The sequence below is a fragment of the Frigoribacterium sp. ACAM 257 genome, assembly GCF_007954365.1.
Classification (GTDB): Bacteria; Actinomycetota; Actinomycetes; order Actinomycetales; family Microbacteriaceae; genus Frigoribacterium.
In genome coordinates, this window is the sequence record NZ_VOLO01000001.1 from 1,149,368 (window position 1) to 1,171,804 (window position 22,437).

Sequence of the window (22,437 nt, forward strand, 5' to 3'; positions counted from 1 at the left end):
CAAAATCCACCACCCGGGGTTTCCTGCGCAAACCCTGGGCCGGTTACCAGGCATAATGGTCCTCGTGACAAGTACCTCTCTCTCGAGACCTTCTGCAGGACCGGTCGTGAACCGGCCGAGCACGGTTGCCGTGGGCACCATCGTGTGGCTCGGCAGCGAGGTCATGTTCTTCGCCGGCCTCTTCGCGATCTACTTCACGCTGCGCAGCACCTCCCCGGGGCTGTGGGCTGCCGAGACCGCCAAGCTCGACGTGCCGTTCGCGCTGACGAACACGATCATGCTCGTGCTCTCGTCGGTCACCTGCCAGTTCGGCGTCTTCGCCGCCGAGCGCATGCAGGCTCGACGCACCGGCAAGCTCTTCCAGGTCGGCTCGTGGGGCATGGTCGAGTGGTTCTTCCTCACCTACTCGATGGGCGCCGCGTTCATCTGCCTCCAGGTCTTCGAGTACGCGCACCTCATCTCCGAGCACGTCACCCTGAGCTCCAGCGCCTACGGCTCGGCCTTCTACATGACGACGGGCTTCCACGGGGCCCACGTCATCGGCGGGCTCATCGCGTTCCTGCTCACGATCGGCCGCGCCTTCGCCGTCAAGAACTTCGGTCACAAGGAGGCGACGACCGCCATCGTCGTCTCGTACTACTGGCACTTCGTCGACGTGGTGTGGATCGGCCTCTTCATGGTCGTCTACGTCCTCAAATAGGCATTGGATCCCTCGCACAGCATGTTCCTCAAAAGCTCAGCAGCCTCGTCCTCTCCCGAGGGCCGTACGCCCAAGCGCCGCCCGGCCAAGACCGGGCGCCGCAGCCCCCTGGCCACGGCCTCCCTCCTCCTGGTCGGCCTGCTGACCACAGGTGGTGCCTACGCTCTGTTCTCGTCCACGGCCACGGCCGACGAGAGCACCACCTCGGCCGCGTCGCAGCAGAGCATCGACGAGGGCCAGAAGCTCTTCGCCTCGAACTGCGCCACCTGCCACGGACTCGCGGCCGACGGCACGGGCGAGGGCCCCAGCCTCATCGGCGTGGGCGCTGCCTCGGTCGACTTCCAGGTCGGCACCGGCCGCATGCCCATGGCCGCGAACGGCCCGCAGGCCGAAGAGAAGCCCACGCAGTTCACCGACGACCAGGTCTACGACCTCGCCGCGTATGTCGCCTCGCTGGCCCCCGGCCCCGCGATCCCCGACGAGGAGTACCTGCAGGCCGACGGCGACACCACCAACGGCGCCGAGCTGTTCCGCATCAACTGCGCCATGTGCCACAACGTCGCCGGCGCAGGAGGTGCCCTCACCGAGGGCAAGTACGCTCCGGCCCTCGACGGCGTCAGCGGTGCCCACATCTACGAGGCCATGCTCACCGGCCCGCAGAACATGCCCGTCTTCAACGACCTCAACCTGTCCCCCCAGGACAAGGCCGACGTCATCACCTACCTCAAGTACCTGGAGAACAACCCGTCGCCCGGCGGGTTCGAGCTCGGGAGCCTCGGCCCCGTCGCCGAAGGCCTGTTCATCTGGATCTTCGGCCTCGGCGCGATCGTCGCGGTGACCATCTGGCTCACCGCCCGGTCCAACTGACCCGCGACTCTCCCGCACTCCACGAAAGGCAAGAAACCATGGCACAGCACGACGACGAGGCCCCGACCGCGGGCTCGGCTGTCGAGAAGCATGAGCCTCGACAGGTGTCGGCCGGCACGGCCGTCGTCACGAAGGACGTCTTCGAGAACCCGGGTGAGCCGCCCCACCGCGACCGTGTCACCGACATCGACCCTCGCGCCGAGAAGCGCGCGGAGCGTCAGATCAGCCTCTGGTTCTTCCTCTCGATCGTCGGCAGCATCGGTGCCATCGGTGCCTACGTGGCCTTCCCGATCACGTCCGGCGACTCCGGCTCCGTTCGTCTGAACAACCTGTTCCTCGGTCTCGGCATCGCCCTCGGACTTCTGTCCGTGGGCATCGGGGCCGTGCACTGGTCGAAGACGCTGATGCCCGCCCGCGAGATCACCGAGATGCGGCACAGCACCCGCGGCACTGACGAGACCCGCGAGAAAGCCGTCGAGGTCTTCTCGCTGGGCAACGAGGAGTCCGGCTTCGGTCGGCGTGCCCTGATCCGCAACAGCATGATCGGTGCACTCGTCGCGACCCCGCTGCCCGCCGTCGTGATCTTCCGCGACCTGGCACCGGCAGAAGACCCCAACGCGGTCCTCCGTCACACCCTCTGGGAAGACGGCATGCACCTCACCCGTGATCCTGACGGATCGCGCATCAGAGCGTCCGACGTGACCCTGGGCTCGGTGTTCCACGTGATCCCCGAGAACCTGAACGAGTCGGAGCACCTCCTCGAGGAGAAGGCGAAGGCAGCCGTGCTGCTCATGCGCCTGAAGCCCGAGGACCTCAACATCCCTGAAGGCCGCGAGGGATGGCAGTACGACGGCATCGTCGCGTACTCCAAGATCTGCACGCACGTGGGGTGCCCTGTGGCGCTCTACGAGCAGCAGACACACCACCTGCTCTGCCCCTGCCACCAGTCGACCTTCGACGTGACGAACAACTGCGAAGTGATCTTCGGACCGGCCAAGCGGCCTCTCCCGCAGCTGCCCATCGCCGTGGACTCCGACGGGTACCTCGTCGCGCAGAGCGATTTCCACGAACCTGTGGGCCCTAGCTTCTGGGAGCGCGAAAAGTGATCACCACCACACCGGCACCGAGCACGGAGACGACCACGTCCGAGGGCTCCAACACCACCACCACGGCACCGGCCTTCGCGCCGACCAAGACGAACAAGATCTTCGGCGCCGCGGCGAACTACGTCGACGAGCGCACCAGCATGTCGGGCCTCGTGCGCGAGGTGGGACGCAAGATCTTCCCCGACCACTGGTCGTTCATGCTCGGCGAGGTCGCGCTTTACTCCTTCGTCGTGATCCTGCTCTCGGGAACGTTCCTGACGTTCTTCTTCCAGCCGTCCATGGCCGAGGTGAACTACAACGGCTCGTACGTGCCGCTCAAGGGCCTCAACATGTCGGCCGCCATGGCGTCGACGTTGGACATCTCGTTCGACGTGCGCGGCGGTCTGCTCTTCCGTCAGATCCACCACTGGGCCGCGCTGCTCTTCGTCGCCGCCATCATGCTGCACATGCTGCGCGTCTACTTCACGGGTGCGTTCCGCAAGCCGCGTGAGATCAACTGGGTCGTCGGCTTCACCCTCTGGATCCTCGCCATGGCCGAGGGCTTCACCGGCTACTCGCTCCCCGACGACCTGCTCTCCGGCAACGGTGCGCGGATCATCGACGGCATGGTGAAGGGCATCCCCGTCATCGGCGTCTGGATCTCGTACCTCCTGTTCGGCGGTGAGTTCCCCGGCACCGACATGGTGGCGCGCTTCTACTCGCTGCACATCATGCTGCTGCCGGCGCTGCTGATCGCCCTCCTCGGCGTCCACCTGCTGCTGCTCATCATCAACAAGCACACCCAGTGGGCGGGGCCTGGCAAGACGAACGAGAACGTCGTCGGCGTCCCCGTGATGCCCGTCTTCGCGGCCAAGGCCGGTGGGTTCTTCTTCATCGTCTTCGGCGTCCTGGTGCTGATCGCCTCGCTCTTCACCATCAACCCGATCTGGAACTACGGGCCGTACGACCCGTCGCCCGTGTCGGCCGGAACGCAGCCGGACTGGTACATCGGGTTCGCGGACGGCGCTCTGCGTCTCGTCCCGCCGGGCTGGGAGTTCCTGTTCTTCGGCTACACCGTATCCATGAACATCCTGGCTCCCATCGCGCTGCTGACCTTGTTCATCCTGGCCGTGCTGCTGTACCCGTTCCTCGAGGCGTGGGTGACCGGTGACAAGCGTGAGCACCACATCCTCGACCGTCCCCGCAACGCTCCCACCAGGACGGCGATCGGCGCCGCAGGCATCGTGCTCTACGCGGCACTGTGGGCCGCGGCCAGCTCGGACATCATGGCGACGCACTTCAAGCTCTCGCTGAACTTCGTCATCCACTCCGTCCAGGCCGTCCTGATCATCGGACCGTTCCTCGCCTTCTGGATCACCAAGCGCGTCTGCTTGGCGCTCATGAAGAAGGACCGCGAGATCGCGCTGCACGGCTACGAGTCGGGTCGCATCGTCCGCCTCCCCGGTGGCGAGTACGTCGAGGTCCACGAGCAGCTCGACGAGTACGAGCGCTGGCGTCTGCTGAACTTCAACGAGTACGAGCCGCTCATGATCCGTCCGAACGCGAACGGGCAGATCACTCCCCTGCAGCGCGTCAGGGCGTCGGTGTCGACCTTCTTCTTCGAGGACCGCATCGCGCCGGTCACGCGGTCGGAGATCGAGGCCTCGCACCACGACGAGCACTGACCCACCTGCACCACCCGAAGGGCCCGACCGCACCAGCGGTCGGGCCCTTCGCCGTCCGCCCGGCTCCACTGCTCCCCCGGGCCCCTTCTCATCTGCTTCCCGCACCCCCGGTCTCGTCTGCGCAAGACGGCGGCTCACCCGGCCGCCCCGGCCCGAGCACCCCCACGGCGGCTCCCCGTAGCCATCGACGGGGCCGGTAGCCCCCGCGGGCCCCAGAAGCCCGGTTCCCGTAGTCCTCCGCCGGCCCACCCGCCCTCGGGCAGGTTCCCGTAGCTCGCGGCGGATCGGTGTGCGCCCGCCGCCGACGACAGCAACCCGCTCGACCCTCTACCCCTGCCTCCGGACTCACGCACTCGCCAGCAGCCCCCCAGAGCGCCGCCGCACCCCGCTCCGCCCTCGGACGGGGCAGTGCGCCCCACGGCGGTTGTCGCTAGCCCGCGGCGGGTTCACGTGCCTCGCGGCGGGTTCCCATAGGCCGTGGCGGTCCGCACGGACCCGCCGGCGGCGACAGCCACCCGCCGACTCCGAACGATGAGCCGATGGAGCCGGTGGGGCCCACTGGGCTGACCCACGCACGTCGGATCCGGTGACCAGGGTGGAATGGGACAAGTCAACAGCGGGCCCCGGGTCGCCTCGTCGCCTTCGCGTCAGCAAGTACGAGTGTGCCCGAGCCTAAGGGACGGCAGCCACGTCGGCCGCGCAGACGCAGCCAGCCGCAGGCACCAACGACGGATGCCGCCCACCCGTGAGGGTGAGCGGCATCCAGGGGACGGTGACGTCAGTGGGCGAAGTTGCCCCGGTAGTACTCGTAGACCCAGCCGACGAGGGCCACTGCCACGAGCGCGCCGCCGATGTAGATGATCCACATGCCGACCGCGAGGGCCAGGAAGATCAGGCCGCAGGCGAAGGCCAGGACGATGGGCCACCACGACCACGGGCTGAAGTGCCCGAGCTCAGGGTCGCCGTCGTCGATGTTGGCGTCCGGACGGTCCTCTGCGAGCTCGCCGCCCTGGGCTGCGTGCGAGCGTCCCATGTAGAAGGCGAGGAAGACCCCCAGAGCTCCGGCAAGGCCGATGCCCATCGTGCCGGCCCACTCCACCTTGCCCGTGTCGATGAGGCTCCAGATGACGTAGACGGCATCCACGAAGAAGAAGAAGATCGCCAGGATCCAGAACAGGGTCGCGTTGGTTCTCATCGGACTACTTCACCTCGTTGCTGGATGCGTCGTACGTGGGGGCCTCGGGCGCGTCCTTGACCGGACCGATGCCGACGGGGATGCCCGCCTCGGGGTGGTTCAGGTCGAACGCCGGCGACTCCGAGCGGATGCGCGGGATCGACGTGAAGTTGTGACGGGGCGGCGGGCACGACGTGGCCCACTCGAGCGACCGGGAGTAGCCCCAGGGGTCGTTGACCTCGACCTTGGGCGCCCGACGCGCGGTGATGTAGACGTTGTACAAGAACGGCAGGATCGAGACGCCGAGCAACATGGCACCGATCGTCGAGAGCTGGTTCATCCACGTGAAGTGGTCCTCGGCCTGGTACGTGGCGTAGCGACGAGGCATGCCCATGACGCCGAGCCAGTGCTGGATGAGGAACGTCGTGTGGAAGCCGATGAACAGCATCCAGAAGTGGATCTTGCCGAGACGCTCGTTGAGCATCTTGCCCGTCCACTTCGGCCACCAGAAGTAGAAGCCGGAGAACATCGCGAAGACGACCGTGCCGAACACCACGTAGTGGAAGTGCGCCACGACGAAGTACGTGTCGGAGACGTGGAAGTCGAGCGGCGGCGACGCCAGGATGACGCCGGTGAGCCCACCGAAGGTGAAGGTCACCAAGAAGCCGATCGCCCAGAGCATCGGGGTCTCGAACGTGACCGAGCCGCGCCACATCGTGCCGATCCAGTTGAAGATCTTGACGCCGGTGGGAACCGCGATGAGCATCGTCATCAGAGAGAAGAACGGCAGGAGGACCGAGCCCGTGACGTACATGTGGTGCGCCCACACCGTGACCGACAGGGCCGCGATCGAGATCGTCGCGTACACGAGCGTCTTGTAGCCGAAGATCGGCTTGCGGCTGAAGACCGGGAAGACCTCGGAGACGATGCCGAAGAACGGCAGCGCGATGATGTACACCTCAGGGTGACCGAAGAACCAGAAGAGGTGCTGCCACAGGATGGCGCCTCCGTTGGCGGGGTTGAAGACCTGCGCGTCGAACACCCGGTCGAACCCGAGCCCGAACAGGGCGGCGGCCAGCACGGGGAACGCCATGATCACGAGGATCGAGGTGATCAGCGTGTTCCAGGTGAAGATCGGCATGCGCCACATCGTCATGCCGGGTGCGCGCATGGTCACGATCGTGGTGATGAAGTTGACCGAGCCGAGGATCGTGCTGAAGCCCGTCATGCCGAGCCCGAAGACCCACAAGTTGCCGCCGAGCCCTGGTGAGAACGTCGTGTCCGACAACGGTGCGTAGGCGAACCAGCCGAAGGAGGCGGCGCCCTGGGGGGTGAGGAAGCCGGCGACCGCGATGAGCGAGCCGAAGAGGTAGAGCCAGAACGCGAAGCCGTTCAGTCGCGGGAAGGCGACGTCAGGCGCACCGATCTGCAGGGGCATGAGCGCGTTGGCGAAGCCCGAGAAGAGGGGCGTCGCGAACATGAGCAGCATGATCGTGCCGTGCATCGTGAACAGCTGGTTGTACTGCTCCTTCGTCTGCACGATCTCGAGCCCGGGGGCGAAGAGCTGCGCGCGGATCAGCAGCGCCATGACGCCGCCGAGGCAGAAGAAGAGGAACGACGCGATCAGGTACATGTACCCGATGGTCTTGTGGTCGGTCGACGTCAACCACGTGACGACGACGTTGCCCTTGCGGCCGACCTTCGACGCTCCGAAGTTCTGCCCTGAGGAGGTTCCGCCTGTGGTGGGGCGGGTGGCGGTGGCTGTCATCGAACCCGTGCCTTTACTTCTCGTCCGAACCGGCGGCGACGGGCGCCTCGTTGTTCGGCTGGTTGGTGTTGGTGTTGTACTGGTCGCCGAGGAGGCCGGTGTTGCCCTCGTCGGCGAGCGTCGCGAGGTAGTCCTCGTACTCGCCCTCGGAGACGACCTTGACGTTGAACAGCATCAGGGAGTGGTACTCGCCGCAGAGCTCGGCGCACTTGCCCGTGAACGTGCCCTCTTTCTCAGGCGTGAAGTACATGAAGTTCGTCTTGCCGGGGATCGTGTCCTTCTTGTAGAGGAAGTCGACGATCCAGAACGAGTGGGCGACGTCGCGCGACTTGAGGTCGATCTGCACGGTCTTGTTCACGGGGAGGTACAGGACCGGGAGCTGGTCCTGGTCGACCTCGCCGCTCGGCAGTTCCTGGGCCTGGATGCCCTGGTAGTAGACGCTGTCGTCTTCCTGCTGCTGGTCGATGTAGTTGAAGTCCCACGCCCAGCGCTTGGCGTAGACGTCGATCTTGACGTCGGGGTTCGCGGTCGGCTCCTCGATGGCGGCCTGGTCGCGAGCGGTGAAGGCGAAGAAGCCCAGCACGAGGATGAGCGGCACGACCGTGTAGAAGATCTCGATCGGCATGTTGTAGCGGAGCTGGACGGGGAGGCCGGTCTGCCCCTTGCGGCGCCGGTAGGCGATGCAGGTCCAGATGATCAGGCCCCACACGATGAGCCCCACGATCAGCAGCACGATCCACGACGTGACCCAGAGGCCGATGATGCTGTCGACGTGGTTGGTCGTGCCCGCGGTGGTGGGGAGCCAGCCCTGGAGCTGTTCCGGCGTACATCCCGCGAGGACGAGGGCCATGACGGCGGCCACGGGGATGGCGGCCCAACGAAGACGGCGGTTAGAACGCACTGTTACCTCTCGGATGACACGACAGCTTGGGGGTCTTCCCAGTCTAGGACGGGACTTCCCTAGCCTACTCGCAGGTTGACCGGGCCTCTGCACACGGCCCCGCCGAGTCGTTCGAGCACGAGCCACCTGGACGCACGAGAGGGACCGCCTCTCGGCGGTCCCTCTGGTGTGGTGACCGGTCAGGAGCGCCCGGGAGGCGCCTCCTGCGTCAGTGGAAGCTGTCGCCGCAGGCGCAGCTGCCCTGGGCGTTCGGGTTGTCGATGGTGAAGCCCTGCTTCTGGATCGTGTCCTCGAAGTCGATGGCCGCGCCGTCGAGATAGGGAACGCTCATCTTGTCGACGACGACCTCGACGCCGTCGAAGTCGACCGTGGCGTCGTTCTCGAGGAGGCGCTCGTCGAAGTAGAGCTGGTAGATGAGGCCGGAGCAGCCACCGGGCTGGACGGCAACGCGGAGGCGGAGGTCGTCACGCCCTTCCTGCGTCAGGAGGCTCTTCACCTTGTCGGCGGCGGTCGCGGTGATCGTGACGCCGTGGGCGGTCGTCGTGTCGCCGGCGGCCGTCTCGACGGCGGGGGTCGCGGTGTCGGTCATGGAGCCTCCTCGGGTCGGTGCGCAGGGGCACTCGTCGTTGACCAGTGTAAGCAGCCCGTGCCGGGATTTGTTCCCGGCGACCAGGGCGGACGAGGCCGACGGTGCACAGGCGCCGTCGACCCCGCCGTGCCTCAGCTCCGGGCGTCGAGGCGGGCGATCAGCACGGCCTCGCTGAGCACGGCACGGTGCAGCACGCCGAGGTGCTGCGACTCGTTCGGGCTGTGCGCACGCGTGTCGGGGTCCTCCACGCCGGTGACGAGGATCTGGGCCTCGGGGAACGTCCGGACGAGGTCGGCGATGAAGGGGATCGAGCCGCCGATGCCGATCTGCAGGGGCGCCTCCCCCCAGGCCTCTGTCATGGCCGCGGTGGCCTCGGCGAGGGCCCAGCCGCTCGTGTCGACGAGGAACGGGTCGCCCTCGTCGACGTCGTCGATCTCGACGTGCGCGCCGAAGGGCGCGTGCTCGCGGAGGTGCGCCTCGATGGCCGTGTAGGCCTCGGACGCGGCCTGCCCCGGAGCGATGCGCGCGCTGATCCGGACGGACACCTCGGGCGACAGCGTGTTCGACGCGTTGGCGACGCTCGGGGCGTCGATGCCCGTGACCGTGATCGACGGCTGCGACCAGACGCGGCTGAGGAGCGGGCCCGTGCCGATGGGCGTCACGCCCTCGAGCAGCCCGGCCTCCTCGCGCAGCTGCTGCTCGCTCTGCTCGGGGTGCTCGGCCTCGCGGCTGCGCAGCCCGGCGACGGCGACGCTGCCCGCGTCGTCGTGCAGGGTGGCGAGCAGCTTCACCATCGCGAGCATCGCGTCCGGGACCGCGCCGCCGACCATCCCCGAGTGGGACGCGTGCGCCAGGGTGCGGACGGTCAGGCGGAACGTCACGTTGCCGCGGAGTCCGACGGTGATCGCGGGGACGGTCGTGCTCCAGTTGCCCGAGTCGGCGACGACGATGACGTCGGCCGCGAGGTCGTCGCGGTGCTGGCGGAGGAAGTCGGCGAACGAGCGGGAGCCGAACTCCTCCTCCCCCTCGATGAACACCGCGACGCCGACGCCCAGGTCGTCGCCGAGCACCTCGCGGACGGCCCGCAGCGCCGCCACGTGGGTCATCACGCCGGCCTTGTCGTCGGAGGCGCCTCGCCCGTAGAGGCGATCGCCCTTGACGGTGGGCTCGAACGGAGGCGAGTCCCAGTCGGCGTCGTCGCCCTGCGGCTGCACGTCGTGGTGGGCGTAGAGGAGGACCGTCGGCTTGCCGTCGCGCGCGGGGCGCCGGGCGAGCACGGCCGGCTGGCCGAGGGCGCCGGTGTCGCCGATCGGGGCACGGCTCACCTGGACCGTCTCGAAGAGGCCCGTGCCCCGCACGAGCTCGGCGACGGCCTCGGCGCTGGCGGCGACGTGCGCGGGGTCGAAGGCGTCCCAGGAGACGGACGGGATGCGCACCAGGCCGCCGAGGTCGGCGACGGCGGCGGGGAAGCCGCCCTGCACCGCCTCCGCGAGTTCGCTGACAGTACGAGGATCGGTCGGGGTCACGGGGTGCTGCGAGTCGGTCATGCAGGTAATCTTAGGAACTCGTTCAACCCCCGAGGACTCTCCGTGGCCAAGGCACCTGACAAGACCATCACGACGACCGTCGACGAGACAGAGTCGCCGACGACCGGCAAGGGACGGCCGACGCCGACCCGCCGCGAACGCGAGGCCGCCAACCAGCGCCCGCTCGTGGCCACCGGCAAGGAGGCGCAGAAGGCGCAGCGCGCCCGTCTCGCCGAGCAGCGCGAGCGCCAGCGCGTCGGGCTCGCGAACGGCGAGGAGAAGTTCCTCCCCGAGCGCGACAAGGGCGTGCAGCGAAAGTTCATCCGCGACTACGTCGACGCTCGCTACAGCGTCGGCGAGGCGATGATCCCGGTCATGGTGCTCGTCATCGTCATGAGCATCGTCCAGAACGTCGCGGTCCAGACGACGACGCTCTTCGTCCTCTGGGGCTTCTTTATCCTCGCTGTCGCCGACTGCCTCCTCGCCGGCCAGCGCGTCTCCTCGCAGCTGCGCGCGAAGTTCGGCGACGACGGCCTGCAGAAGGGCAACCGCTGGTACACCGCCATGCGGGCCATGCAGATGAAGCCCATGCGGCTGCCGAAGCCGCAGGTCAAGCGCCGCGAGTTCCCCACGCTGTAGCCAGGCCACGACGAAGGAGCCCCCGACCACGCGGTCGGGGGCTCCTTCGTGTCAGGCGAGCCTCACGGGGCGGCCGAGACCGATCAGGCTGTTCGGCGGAGGGCGCGCAGCCCTCGGTTGACCTTGCGGGCCCAGAGCGGCCCCTCGTAGAGGAAGGCCGTGTAGCCCTGCACGAGCGTGGCGCCGGCGTCGAGGCGCGCCTGCACGTCGGCCGCGCTCGTCACGCCCCCGACGGACACGACGCACGTCTCGTCGGGCAGCACCGAGCGCAGCACGCGCAGCACCTCGATCGACCGGGCCGCGAGCGGGGCGCCCGAGAGACCACCGGCGCCCGCGGCCTCGACGACGCCGGGCGGGGTCTGCAGCCCCGACCGGGAGAGGGTCGTGTTCGTCGCGATCACTCCCCCGAGCCCGATCTCGGTGACGAGCTCGGCGATGTGGCGGATGCCGTCGTCGTCGAGGTCGGGAGCGATCTTGACGAGCACGGGGGTGTCGCCCGCGGCGGCGTGGACGGCGCGCAGCAACGGCGACAGCTTGTCAAGCTCTTGCAGGCCGCGGAGACCGGGCGTGTTGGGGGAGCTGACGTTGACGGCCAGGTAGTCGGCGAGCGGGGCGAGCAGTCGCGTGCTGTCGAGGTAGTCGTCGACCGCGTCGTCGACCTCGACCACACGGCTCTTGCCGATGTTGACGCCGATCACCGGCCTGCCCGAGGCACGTCGCGCGCTGGTGAGCTCGTCGGCCGCCTGAGCCGCGCCTCCGTTGTTGAAGCCCATGCGGTTGACGACCGCCAGGTCGGGCACCAGGCGGAACAGCCTGGGTCGCTCGTTGCCGGGCTGGGCCCTGGCCGTGATCGTGCCGACCTCGACGTGGCCGAAGCCGAGCGCCCCGAGACCGGCGATGCCCGTGGCGTCCTTGTCGAAGCCTGCGGCGACGCCGAACGGCGACGCGAACCGGAGTCCGAGGGCGTCGACGGCCAGCGACGAGTGCGGCGCCGTGAAGCGGCGCACCAGCGGCGCGAGGCCGACCCGAGGGACGGCGCGGATGACCCGGGAGGCGAGGTGGTGAGCGTCCTCGGGGTCCATCTTCGAGAGCACCAGGTCGAAGAGGACCCGGTAGGGGGTCCTCACTCGTCGACCGATCGCGGCGTGCGCACGCGATCGCGGTGCTCGTCGCGCAGCTGGGTGATCGAGGCCTCGAAGTCCTCGAGGGAGTCGAAGGCCTGGTAGACGCTCGCGAAGCGCAGGTAGGCGACCTCGTCGAGTTCTCGCAGGGGAGGCAGGATCGCGAGGCCGATGTCGTTCGCCTCGATCTGCGACGTGCCCGACGCACGGACCGCCTCCTCGACTTTCTGCGCCAGGACGGCCAGGTCGCCGTCGGTGACGGGCCGGCCCTGGCAGGCCTTGCGCACGCCGGAGATGATCTTCTCCCGGCTGAAGGGCTCGAGCACGCCGTTGCGCTTGACGACGTTGAGGCTGGCCGTCTCGGTCGTGCTGAAGCGACGACCGCAGTTCGGGCACTGGCGTCGCCGGCGGATCGAAGTGCCGTCGTCGCTGGTGCGGGAGTCGACGACGCGGGAATCGGGGTGGCGACAGAAAGGACAGAACATGGTGTCCTCAGCGTACCGGGGCCCCACGCCCCGCCCCCTCGACGCCACGGGCGGGAGACGGCCGGCCGCGCCCTGCACGGGCGCCGTCGGGACGACCGGTCAGGGCTTGTGGAGACGCGCCGCGACGGCCTCGCCGTGGGCCGGCAGCAGCTCGGCACGCGAGAGGGCGACCAGGCGGTCCGCGACCTCGACCAGTGCGTCGTGCTCGTAGCGCACGATCTGCTGGGGTCGGAGGAACGTGTAGGCGCCGAGCCCGGACGAGAAGCGCGACTGGCCACCGGTCGGCAGCACGTGGTTCGAACCGGCCAGGTAGTCGCCCAGGCTCACGGGCGTGCTCGGGCCCACGAACACTGCGCCGGCGCTCGTGATGCCCGCGAGCACCGCGTCGTCGTCGTGCGTCTGGATCTCCAGGTGCTCGGGGCCGTACGCGTTGCTGAAGTCCACGGCGGCCGACAGGTCGTCGACGAGCACGAGGGCCGACTGGCGACCGTCGAGGGCGGTCTGCACACGGGTCGCGCTCAGCGTCCGCGGGACCAGCCGGACCAGCTCGTCACGGACGCGGTGGGCGAGTTCCTCGGACGTCGTCACGAGGACGGCCGCTGCCTCCTCGTCGTGCTCGGCCTGGCTGATCAGGTCGACAGCCACCAGGGTCGGGTCGGCCGAGTCGTCGGCGATCACCAGGATCTCGGTGGCACCGGCCACGGCGTCGATGCCGACGCGTCCGCGCACGAGCTGCTTGGCCGCGGCGACGTAGTTGTTGCCCGGACCGGTGATGACCTGGACCGGATCGAGCCCGATCTCGGGCACGCCGTAGGCGAGGGCCGCGATCGCGCCCGCGCCGCCCATGACGTAGACCTCGTCGATGCCGAGGAGCCCCGCGGCCCCGAGGATGACGGGGTGGACGGCGCCGCCGAAGTCGCGCTGGCCCGGCGAGACGAGGGCCACGGAGCCGACGCCGGCGACGAGGGCCGGCACGACGTTCATGACGACGCTCGAGGGGTAGACGGCCTTGCCGCCGGGCACGTACACGCCCGCCCGGGCGACCGGCTGCCACCGCTGCTCGATCCGAGCCCCCGGCGCCGGGACGGTGACGGAGCCAGCGGGCACCTGGGCCCGGCTGGCCTCGGTGACGCGCGCGATCGACTCGACCAGCGCCTCCTTCACCAGGGGGTCGAGCTCGTCGACGGCTCGGGCGATCGCGGCGGCCTCGACGCGGAAGACCTCGGTGCGGACGCCGTCGAAGCGCTCCGCCTGGTCGCGGAGGGCGTCCGCTCCGCGCTCTCGCACTGCCTGGACGATCTGTGCGGCCGCGCCCGAGGCGGCGGCGACGTCGACGTGCGACCGGGGCACGAGGCCCAGCAGGTCGGCGTGGGTAGGCTTGAGGCCCCGGAGGTCTGTGGTCTGGATCATGGCCCGTCGAGCCTAGCCCGAGCCGTCGCGGCGCGGGCGCGGCCGCTCCCCCGGCAGCAGCAGAGCACAGGAGGCGCCCACCCGTCATGTCCGACACCACCGCACCAGCAGCCGCCGCTGCACAGCCCGACCCCGCCGACCTCGCCGCCTTCAAGGCGGGCTTCCGGCGCCATGCCGCCGGGGTCGCGATCGTCACCGCCAGGGACTTGGACGGCCGACCCGTCGGCTTCACGGCGACGTCCCTCGCCTCGCTCGCGGCGGTGCCGCCCCTGGCGACCTTCAACATGGCGCGCACCGCCAGTTCATGGCGCGCGATCGAGGAGACCGACCGCGTCGTCGTGCACCTTCTCGGCCTCCGCAACCAGGGCCTCGCCCGACGCATGGCGGGGCCGGCGGCCGAGCGGTTCGAGGGCGACCACTGGAGCGAGGGGCCTCACGGCCTCCCGCTGCTGCACGACGTCACCGCCTGGATGACCGGTCGCATCGTCGAGAGGGTGCACGTGCACGGCAACGCCGTCGTCGTCGTCCAGGTCGAGGACGGCGGCACAGGAGCCGACGACGACGCGTTGCTGTACCACGACCGCCGCTGGCTCCGACCCGTGGGCCTCGAGGCCTAGGCAGGCCCTGCGTCCGGACCACGACGGCCCCGCGGACTCACGTCCGCGGGGCCGTCCTCCGCCACCGGAAGGGACAGGGGCCTAGACGAGGCAGCCTGGCCCGAGCAGGCTCTTGAGCTCGCCGTACAGGTCGGCGGTCACGTCGACCGGCATCGGGATCTCGAACGACCGCGCGACGTCGCCCTTGACGAGCCGGAGCCGGACCTCGGTGCCGCCTGTGTGCCGGCCGAGCACCGCCGCGAGCTCGGTGACGGTGTCGGTCGTGGCGCGGTGCTCGGGGATCTGCAGCACGAGAGGCCCCTGCGACGCGCCGACGCCGAGGTCGGGCATGAACATGCTCGCGGCGTGCATGTTCATGCCGTCGTCCCGCACGCTCACCCGCCCCTTCAGCACGATGATCGAGTCGCCGACGAGCGACGGCCCGAACTCCTGGTACGTCTTGCCCAGGAACATCGCGGAGATCTCGCCGCCGAAGTCCTCGACCGTGACGATCCCGTAGGGGTTGCCCGAGTTCCGTGCGACCCTGTGCTGGACGCTGGTGATCAAGCCCGCGATCGTCACCGTCTCGCCGTCGATCGCTGTCGGCTCGCTCGACAGGATGTCGGTCACCGTCGTGCTCGCGTGCTTCGCCAGGGGCAGTTCGAGCCCGGCCAGCGGGTGGTCGCTGACGTAGAGCCCCAGCATGTCGCGCTCGAAGGCGAGCTTGTCGCGCTTCGACCACTCGGGCCGCTCCGGCACGTGCTGGACGTCCTGCGGCTCGTCCCACAGGGAGTCGAAGTCGAAGCCCACCTGGCCGTTGGCCTCGGCCCGCTTCTCGTTGACGGCGGCCTCGACGGCGGACTCGTGGATCTCGACGAGGGCCCGGCGGGTCGAGCCCAGGCTGTCGAAGGCCCCGGCCTTGACCAGCGACTCGACCGTGCGCTTGTTCGCGACGGGGAGCGGGACCTTGCGCAAGAAGTCGTGGAACGAGGCGAAGGCCCCCTCTTTCTGCCGGGCGGCGATCACCTGGTCGACGACGTTGAACCCCACGTTCCGGACCGCGCCCATGCCGAAGCGGATGTCGTCGCCGACGGCCGCGAAGAAGCCGATCGACTCGTTCACGTCCGGCGGGAGGACCGTGATGCCCATGCGTCGGCACTCGTTCAGGTAGAGCCCGAGCTTGTCGCGCGAGTCGCCGGTGCTGGTGAGCAGGGCGGCCATGTACTCGGCCGGGTAATGCGCCTTGAGGTAGGCGGTCCAGTACGAGACGACGCCGTAGGCGGCGGAGTGCGCCTTGTTGAAGGCGTAGTCCGAGAAGGGCAGCAGGATGTCCCACAGCATCTTGACGGCGTCGGGCGAGAAGCCGTTGTCGAACATGCCCTGCTCGAAGCCCGCGTACTGCTTGTCGAGCTCGGACTTCTTCTTCTTGCCCATCGCGCGGCGCAGGATGTCGGCCTGGCCGAGCGAGAACCCGGCGACCTTCTGCGCGATCGCCATCACCTGCTCCTGGTAGATGATCAGGCCGTAGCTCGTCGACAGGATCTCCTTCAGGGGCTCCTCGAGCTCGGGGTGGATCGGCGTGATCTCCTGGATGCCGTTCTTGCGCAGCGCGTAGTTCGTGTGCGAGTTCGCGCCCATGGGCCCTGGCCGGTACAGGGCGATGACGGCCGAGATGTCCTCGAAGTTGTCGGGCTTCATCAGCCGCAGCAGCCCGCGCATGGGCCCCCCGTCGAGCTGGAAGACGCCGAGCGTGTCACCGCGGCCGAGCAGCTCGTAGGCCGCTCGGTCGTCGAGCTCGAGGTCTTCGAGGACGAGGTCGAAGCCCCGGTTGGTGCGGATGTTGTCGAGGGCGTCGTTGATGATCGTCAGGTTGCGGAGACCCAGGAAGTCCATCTTGATCAGCCCGAGCGACTCGCAGGCGGGGTAGTCGAACTGCGTGACGATCTGGCCGTCCTGCTCGCGCTTCATGATCGGGATGATGTCGATCAGGGGGTCGCTCGACATGATGACGCCGGCCGCGTGCACGCCCCACTGGCGCTTGAGGCCCTCGAGGCCGAGGGCCGTGTCGAAGACCGTCCTGGCCTCGGGGTCGGTCTCGACGACCGTCCGGATGTCGCCGGCTTCTTTGTAGCGCTCGTGGGCCTTGTCGAAGATGCCCGTGAGCGGGATGTCCTTGCCCATGACCGCGGGCGGCATGGCCTTCGTGAGCTTCTCGCCCATCCCGAAGGGGAAGCCGAGCACGCGACTGCTGTCTTTCAGGGCCTGCTTGGCCTTGATGGTGCCGTAGGTGACGATCTGGGCGACGCGCTCGTCGCCGTACTTCTCGGTCACGTACTGGATGACCTCGCCGCGGCGACGGTCGTCGAAGTCGACGTCGAAGTCGGGCATCGAGACACGGTCGGGGTTGAGGAACCGCTCGAAGATGAGGCCGTGGCGGAGCGGGTCGAGGTCGGTGATGCGCATCGCGTAGGCGGCCATGGACCCGGCGCCCGAGCCGCGTCCCGGACCGACGCGGATGCCGTTCTCCTTCGACCAGTTGATGAAGTCGGCGACGACGAGGAAGTAGCCGGGGAAGCCCATGCCGGTGATGACGCCGATCTCGTACTCGGCCTGCTTGCGGACGTCGGAGGGGATGCCGTCCGGGTACCGGTAGACCAGGCCCTTCTCCACCTCCTTGATGAACCAGGTCTCTTCCGTCTCGCCTTCGGGCACCGGATAGCGCGGCATGTAGTTGGCCGAGGTGTTGAACTGGACGTCGCAGCGCTCGGCGATGAGCAGGGTGTTGTCGCAGGCCTCGGGGTGGTCGCGGAAGAGGTGCCGCATCTGCTGGGCGGACTTCAGGTAGAACTCGTCGGCGTCGAACTTGAACCTGTTCGGGTCGTTGAGGGTCGAGCCCGACTGGACGCAGAGCAGCGCCGCGTGGCTCGTGGCGTCGTGCTCGTGCGTGTAGTGCAGGTCGTTGGTGGCCACGAGGGGCAGCCCGAGGTCTTTCGCGAGGCGGAGGAGGTCGCCCATGATCTGGCGTTCGATGCCGAGGCCGTGGTCCATGATCTCGGCGAAGTAGTTCTCTGCGCCGAAGATGTCGCGGAAGTCGGCCGCCGCCTTGACCGCCTCGTCGTACTGGCCGAGACGGAGGCGCGTCTGCACCTCGCCGCTCGGGCAGCCCGTCGTGGCGATCAAGCCGTCCGAGTACTGCGACAGCAGCTCGCGGTCCATGCGTGGCTTGAAGTAGTAGCCCTCGAGGGACGCGCGCGAGGACAGCCGGAAGAGGTTGTGCATGCCCGCCGTGCTCTGCGACAACAGGGTCATGTGCGTGTAGGCACCGGCACCGGAGACGTCGTCGCGCCCGCCGTCGCCCCAGCGCACGCGGGTCTTGTCGCCCCGGTGCGTGCCCGGGGTGATGTAGGCCTCGGTGCCGATGATCGGCTTGACCCCGGCGTCGGTGGCCGTCTTCCAGAAGTCGTAGGCGCCGAACACGTTGCCGTGGTCGGTGACCGCGACCGCGGGCATGCCCTGGGCGGCTGCCTCCGCGATCAACGGCTTGACCCGGGCTGCCCCGTCGAGCATCGAGTACTCGCTGTGGACGTGCAGGTGGACGAAGGAATCTTTCGAGGCCACGCGGCTCCTCGTCTGTGGTGGTTCGGCTGTTCAGCGGTAGACGGACAGCCTAGGCGGCACGGAGGACATCGAGAGCGTGCTGCAGGTCGTCGGGGTAGGTCGACCTGTAGACGACGGGCTCGCCGGTGCCCGGGTGCCGGAAGCCGAGCTGGACGGCGTGCAGCCACTGCCTCCCGAGGCCGAGGGCGGCCGAGAGCGTCGGATCGGCGCCGTAGGTCGCGTCGCCCACGCACGGGTGCCGCTGCGCCGCCATGTGGACGCGGATCTGGTGCGTGCGCCCGGTCTCGAGGTGGATCTCGAGCAGCGAGGCCGAGCGGAACGCCTCGACGGTCTCGTAGTGCGTCACCGAGGGCTTGCCGTCGACGACGACGGCGAACTTCCAGTCCGACGAGGGATGCCGGCCGATCGGCGCGTCGATCGTGCCGGTGAGGGGGTCGGGGTGCCCCTGCACGACGGCGTTGTAGATCTTCTCCACGGTGCGCTCGCGGAAGGCGTCCTTGAGCTGCGCGTAGGCGCGCTCGGACTTCGCCACGACCATCAGGCCACTGGTGCCGACGTCGAGACGGTGCACGATCCCCGCACGCTCGGCGGCGCCCGACGTCGCCACCTGGAACCCGGCCGCGGCGAGGCCGCCGAGCACGGTCGGCCCGGTCCAGCCGACGGAGGGGTGGGCGGCGACGCCGACCGGCTTGTCGACGACGACGATCTCGTCGTCGTCGTGCACGATGCCGAGGCCGGGCACGTCGAGCGGCACCACGGTGGGAGCTTCACGCGGCGACCAGGTGACCTCGAGCCAGGCGCCGGCCTCGAGCCGGTCGGACTTGCCCACGGGGCGACCGTCGACGGCCACTCCCCCGGAGCTCGCCACCTCGGCGGCGAAGGTGCGGCTGAAGCCGAGGAGCTTCGCGAGGGCGGCGTCGACCCGCTCGCCTGCGAGGCCGTCGGGAACGGGGAGCTGGCGGGACTCGCTCACGGGCGCTCCGTCGGTCGAGGCACAGGAGGCGCCGCATCGGCATCGGCACCAGTGCCGGACCGGGGCGAGGCCGTCCCGTCCACCGTCGCCTGGTCGGAGGCGTCACGGACGGCACCGGCCTTCGTGGTGCGGGTGCCGTCGAGGTTCACGCCCAGCAGCGTCAGCAGCAAGAGCAGGCCCATGCTGGACACGATGAAGATGTCGGCCACGTTGAAGATCGCCGGCAGCAGCGACGGGAAGTACAGGAAGTCGATCACGTGCCCCTGGCCGAAGGAGGGCTCACGCGTCAGGCGGTCGGTCAGGTTGCCGAGCGTCCCGCCCAGGAGCATCCCGAGCATGACTGCCCAGGAACGGGAGCGGATGCGCCGCGCGAAGACGACGATGGCCACCACCACGGCCGAGGCGGCGATCGAGAAGATCCACGTCGTGCCGCTCGCCAGGGAGAAAGCGGCCCCGGGGTTCCGGACGAAGTGCAACTGGAAGAACTCGCCGACGACGTCGACGCTCTCGCCCTCGACGAGACGCGTCACCACGAGGTGCTTCGACACCTGGTCGAGCACGTAGGCCGTGACAGCGACGAAGGCCAGCGCCGCGATGATGCGGACGCTGACCTTCGTCGGAGGAGTGCTCTGCGTCAAGACCTTAGTTGGAGCCGAAGCCCTGGGCGCTCGCCGGTGCGAAGCCGCTGGCGGGCTGCTGCTCGCCGGACTCGGCCTCGAGGTCGCGGAGCTGGCCCTCGATGTAGCCCTTGAGCTTCTGGCGGTAGTCGCGCTCGAAGGTGCGGAGGTCGTCGATGCGACGCTCCAGACCGGTCCGCTCGGTCGCCAGCTGCTCGAGCACCTCACGGCGCTTGGTCTCGGCCTCGGCCACGACCTCGCGGGAACGAGCCTCGGCCTCGGTCACGACGTCGCGCTGCTTGGCCTCCGCCTCGGCGACGAGGCGGGCAGAGGTCGACTGACCCTCGGCGATCAGCGCGTCGCGCTTCTCGACGCCCTCGCGGACGTGCTCCTCGTGGAGTCGACGTGCCAGCTGCAGGAGGCTGTTCGTGCTCTCCGTGTCGTCCTGGCTGGGCCCGGCGTAGGCCGGGACCGGCGCGACAGCCGCGGCGGCGACCGGCTCGGGCGCTGCCACGGGCTCGGGTGCCACCTCGACCGGGGCCGGGACCGACGCGGGAGCCGGCTCGGAGACCGGAGCGGGCTCGGCCTCGGGGACCGGGGCCGAGGCGGGAGCCTGTGCGGAGACGGGGGCCTGAGCCGAGGCGGGTGCCCCGGCGGCGACCGGAGCAGGGACGGCGGAGCCGCCCGCCGACTCTGCGGCCGTCAGCCGCTGTCGCAGCTCGTCGTTCTCCTGGCCGAGTCGTCGCAGCTCTGCGACGACCTCGTCGAGGAAGTCGTCGACCTCGTCCTGGTCGTAGCCCTCGCGGAACTTCGTCGGCTGGAACCGCTTGTTGACTACGTCTTCAGGCGTCAAAGCCATTGCCGTCACCTCGTGCATCTGTGGGATCACGTGATCGTGATCGTGGTCTGTGTCGTTCGACTACACCGTAGCGAACACTGGCCCTGGAGGGCAGCAAGGACGCGGACGCCCTCGCACCAGCCTACCCTCTCACCGCGCAGGGAGAGGCCAGGCCGGGCGTCATGCGTAGCGGAGCCCGCTTGCCACGCCCATGAGGATGACGACGGCGAGCATGATGAGGCTCCACCCGAAGTCGAGGGCCACCGAGCCGAGGCGCACCGGCGGCAGGACACGTCGGACCGCCTTGATCGGAGGATCGGTGACCGTGTAGGCGATCTCGGCCAGCACCAGCACGGGCCCCTTGGGACGCCATCCACGGCTGAACGACTGGGCGAGGTCGAGGACGAACCGCCCCCACATGAGGAGGAAGAACAAGAGGAGCGCGTAGTACGCGATCGAGGCGATCAGGAACGTCATCGGGGTGTCATCAGCTCACACTGGTCGGCGTGGTCGGGCCACGGAGAGGAGTCGGGGCGTCGTGACGCCGCCGCTCAGGACTGCGCGAAGAAGGACGCCTCGATGTCGGACTCTACCTCGGCCTGCTCACCGCTCACCGCGATGTGGGCCGGCGACAGCAGGAACACCTTGTTCGTGACGCGCTCGATCTTGCCGAAGAGACCCTGTGACAGGCCGCTGGCGAAGTCGACGAGGCGACGAGCGTCGGCCTCGGTCATCTGCGACAGGTTGATGATGACGGGGATGCCGTCGCGGAAGCTCTCCGCGATCGCCTGGGCGTCCTTGTACTCGCGGGGGTGGACGGTGAGGATCTCGTTCATGTCGTGGGGCACCGTGTTCTTCGAGGTGGAGGTCGAGCTGCGACGCAGGGGCGTCACGGGGGCACGTGTCGCGGCGGGGGCGGGCGCCGGCGAGGGGACGGGGGCGACCGGGGAGGCGTGGGTCGCGGCCGAGGACTGGCGGGCGGCCGGCTGTGCAGCCGGCTGCGGCTGCTGCCGCTGCGGCTCCTGCCGCTGCTCCTGCTCGTCGTACTCGAGTTCTTCGTCGGCGAGGCCCAGGTAGACCATCGTCTTGCGCAGGGGGTTGGCCATGGGGTGTCCTCCGGGTCGTGGGGCGTTGTGTCCGAGGTTAACGAGCTTCGGGCCTGGAACCCGTGATTGCCGTGCCGATGCGCAGGTGTGTCGCCCCCTCGGCGATCGCGTCGGCGAAGTCGTGCGACATGCCGGCGGAGATCGCGTCGGCGCCGGGGGCCATCCGGCTGACCCTCTCGGACACCAGGCGGAGGCGCGCGAAGGCCTGCCGGGCCGGCACGCCGAGCGGAGCGACGGCCATCAGCCCGCGCAGCCGCACGCCGGGTGCGGCGAGGAGACGCTCGACCAGCCGCTCGACGTCCGGCTCGGGGACGCCGCCCCGGCCCTGCTGCTCGTCCAGGGACACCTGGACGAAGCCGTCCACGACCCGGCCGTCGTCGACCCCGAGAGCGTCGACAACGCTGTCACGGTCGAGTGAGTGCACGGCTGAGACGTAGCGTCGGGCCTGCCGAGCCTTCTTCGACTGCAGCTGACCCACGAAGTGCCAGCGCAGGCCCTCGAGGTCGACGGTGTCCGCCGACTTGGCCTGCGCCTCCTGGTGCCTGTTCTCCGCCACGTCGCGAACGCCGAGGGCGTGGAGCTCGCGGACCAGCGAGGCCGGGTGGAACTTCGTGACGACGATGGTGGTGACCTCGTCGGCTCGTCGCCCGGCGGCCTTGACGGCGTCGTCGACGCCGGAGGCGACCCGGGCGAGACGTTCGCCCAGGTCGCCTCCGAGATCGAGACCGTCCGTCACGTG

The 22,437-nt window shown here is 69.1% G+C and carries 21 protein-coding genes; 6 read left to right on the top strand and 15 right to left on the bottom strand.

The genetic code is table 11. The annotated features are described in order from the left end of the window. The first annotated feature begins 55 nt into the window (after positions 1-55). From ES689_RS05350 to ES689_RS05365, 4 genes are read left to right on the top strand one after another with little or no spacing between them, the layout of a single operon-like run. Positions 56-700, top strand: coding sequence for a heme-copper oxidase subunit III (locus tag ES689_RS05350; protein WP_123545607.1), 645 nt, complete (start codon positions 56-58; stop codon positions 698-700). A 21-nt stretch (positions 701-721) separates the two neighbouring features. After that, on the top strand, positions 722-1,567 hold the full coding sequence (locus ES689_RS05355; protein ID WP_146901118.1) for a c-type cytochrome: 846 nt from the start codon (positions 722-724) through the stop codon (positions 1,565-1,567). Between the two features lie 38 nt (positions 1,568-1,605). After that, entirely contained in the window at positions 1,606-2,673 is a 1,068-nt protein-coding gene (locus ES689_RS05360) for a ubiquinol-cytochrome c reductase iron-sulfur subunit (protein ID WP_146901121.1), read from the top strand. Further along, positions 2,670-4,337: a cytochrome bc complex cytochrome b subunit gene (locus ES689_RS05365; protein WP_370512331.1), complete on the top strand. Its 1,668-nt coding sequence runs from the start codon at positions 2,670-2,672 to the stop codon at positions 4,335-4,337. Before ES689_RS05360 ends, ES689_RS05365 begins: the two co-directional genes overlap by 4 nt. A gap of 778 nt (positions 4,338-5,115) precedes the next feature. Here ES689_RS05365 and ES689_RS05370 read toward each other — a convergent pair. The 5 genes from ES689_RS05370 to ES689_RS05390 all read right to left on the bottom strand — a co-directional run bounded on the left by ES689_RS05370 (position 5,116) and on the right by ES689_RS05390 (position 10,316). Next, positions 5,116-5,532, bottom strand: coding sequence for a cytochrome c oxidase subunit 4 (locus ES689_RS05370; protein WP_146901124.1), 417 nt, complete (start codon positions 5,530-5,532; stop codon positions 5,116-5,118). A 4-nt stretch (positions 5,533-5,536) separates the two neighbouring features. Further along, positions 5,537-7,279, bottom strand: a complete 1,743-nt coding sequence (gene ctaD / locus ES689_RS05375; protein ID WP_146901127.1) for a cytochrome c oxidase subunit I — start codon at positions 7,277-7,279, stop codon at positions 5,537-5,539. Positions 7,280-7,292: 13 nt separating this feature from the next. Further along, positions 7,293-8,180, bottom strand: a complete 888-nt coding sequence (coxB, locus tag ES689_RS05380) for a cytochrome c oxidase subunit II (protein WP_223269394.1) — start codon at positions 8,178-8,180, stop codon at positions 7,293-7,295. A gap of 208 nt (positions 8,181-8,388) precedes the next feature. Beyond that, positions 8,389-8,769, bottom strand: coding sequence for an iron-sulfur cluster insertion protein ErpA (erpA, locus tag ES689_RS05385; protein WP_123545598.1), 381 nt, complete (start codon positions 8,767-8,769; stop codon positions 8,389-8,391). Positions 8,770-8,900: 131 nt separating this feature from the next. Continuing rightward, the gene (locus tag ES689_RS05390; RefSeq protein WP_146901130.1) at positions 8,901-10,316 is read right to left on the bottom strand and encodes a dipeptidase; all 1,416 of its coding nucleotides are present in this window, start codon (positions 10,314-10,316) and stop codon (positions 8,901-8,903) included. Positions 10,317-10,358: 42 nt separating this feature from the next. On the opposite strand from ES689_RS05390, the gene ES689_RS05395 reads away from it, so the two are divergent. Next, positions 10,359-10,934, top strand: a complete 576-nt coding sequence (locus ES689_RS05395) for a DUF3043 domain-containing protein (protein WP_223269395.1) — start codon at positions 10,359-10,361, stop codon at positions 10,932-10,934. Positions 10,935-11,017: 83 nt separating this feature from the next. Here the strand turns inward: ES689_RS05395 and ES689_RS05400 are convergent, their stop codons facing one another. The 3 genes from ES689_RS05400 to hisD all read right to left on the bottom strand — a co-directional run bounded on the left by ES689_RS05400 (position 11,018) and on the right by hisD (position 13,950). Next, positions 11,018-12,061, bottom strand: coding sequence for a quinone-dependent dihydroorotate dehydrogenase (locus ES689_RS05400; protein ID WP_223269396.1), 1,044 nt, complete (start codon positions 12,059-12,061; stop codon positions 11,018-11,020). Beyond that, the gene (nrdR, locus tag ES689_RS05405; RefSeq protein WP_146901131.1) at positions 12,058-12,540 is read right to left on the bottom strand and encodes a transcriptional regulator NrdR; all 483 of its coding nucleotides are present in this window, start codon (positions 12,538-12,540) and stop codon (positions 12,058-12,060) included. The genes ES689_RS05400 and nrdR overlap by 4 nt, the downstream gene beginning before the upstream one ends. Positions 12,541-12,639: 99 nt before the next feature. Next, positions 12,640-13,950 carry a histidinol dehydrogenase gene (gene hisD / locus ES689_RS05410; protein WP_146901134.1) on the bottom strand — a complete coding sequence of 437 codons (1,311 nt, stop codon included), beginning with the start codon at positions 13,948-13,950 and terminating at the stop codon, positions 12,640-12,642. 86 nt (positions 13,951-14,036) lie between these two features. Between hisD and ES689_RS05415 the strand changes: the two genes are divergently transcribed. Continuing rightward, positions 14,037-14,567, top strand: coding sequence for a flavin reductase family protein (locus ES689_RS05415; protein WP_146901136.1), 531 nt, complete (start codon positions 14,037-14,039; stop codon positions 14,565-14,567). Between the two features lie 81 nt (positions 14,568-14,648). Here ES689_RS05415 and dnaE read toward each other — a convergent pair whose 3' ends face one another. From dnaE to ES689_RS05450, 7 genes are all read right to left on the bottom strand, one after another. Then, the gene (gene dnaE / locus ES689_RS05420) at positions 14,649-18,164 is read right to left on the bottom strand and encodes a DNA polymerase III subunit alpha (RefSeq protein ID WP_146901138.1); all 3,516 of its coding nucleotides are present in this window, start codon (positions 18,162-18,164) and stop codon (positions 14,649-14,651) included. 49 nt (positions 18,165-18,213) lie between these two features. Continuing rightward, positions 18,214-19,137 carry an RluA family pseudouridine synthase gene (locus tag ES689_RS05425; RefSeq protein WP_146901140.1) on the bottom strand — a complete coding sequence of 308 codons (924 nt, stop codon included), beginning with the start codon at positions 19,135-19,137 and terminating at the stop codon, positions 18,214-18,216. Beyond that, a complete protein-coding gene (gene lspA / locus ES689_RS05430) occupies positions 19,134-19,775 on the bottom strand; it encodes a signal peptidase II (RefSeq protein ID WP_223269397.1) in 642 nt (213 codons plus the stop codon). Before lspA ends, ES689_RS05425 begins: the two co-directional genes overlap by 4 nt. Before the next feature lie 4 nt (positions 19,776-19,779). Next, the gene (locus tag ES689_RS05435; RefSeq protein WP_146901142.1) at positions 19,780-20,613 is read right to left on the bottom strand and encodes a DivIVA domain-containing protein; all 834 of its coding nucleotides are present in this window, start codon (positions 20,611-20,613) and stop codon (positions 19,780-19,782) included. A gap of 159 nt (positions 20,614-20,772) precedes the next feature. Beyond that, complete coding sequence (locus ES689_RS05440; protein WP_146901144.1) at positions 20,773-21,069, bottom strand: YggT family protein; 297 nt, start codon at positions 21,067-21,069, stop codon at positions 20,773-20,775. 74 nt (positions 21,070-21,143) lie between these two features. Further along, positions 21,144-21,698 carry a cell division protein SepF gene (locus ES689_RS05445; RefSeq protein WP_146901146.1) on the bottom strand — a complete coding sequence of 185 codons (555 nt, stop codon included), beginning with the start codon at positions 21,696-21,698 and terminating at the stop codon, positions 21,144-21,146. 37 nt (positions 21,699-21,735) lie between these two features. Further along, positions 21,736-22,434, bottom strand: a complete 699-nt coding sequence (locus ES689_RS05450; RefSeq protein ID WP_146901149.1) for a YggS family pyridoxal phosphate-dependent enzyme — start codon at positions 22,432-22,434, stop codon at positions 21,736-21,738. Between the last annotated feature and the right edge of the window lie 3 nt (positions 22,435-22,437).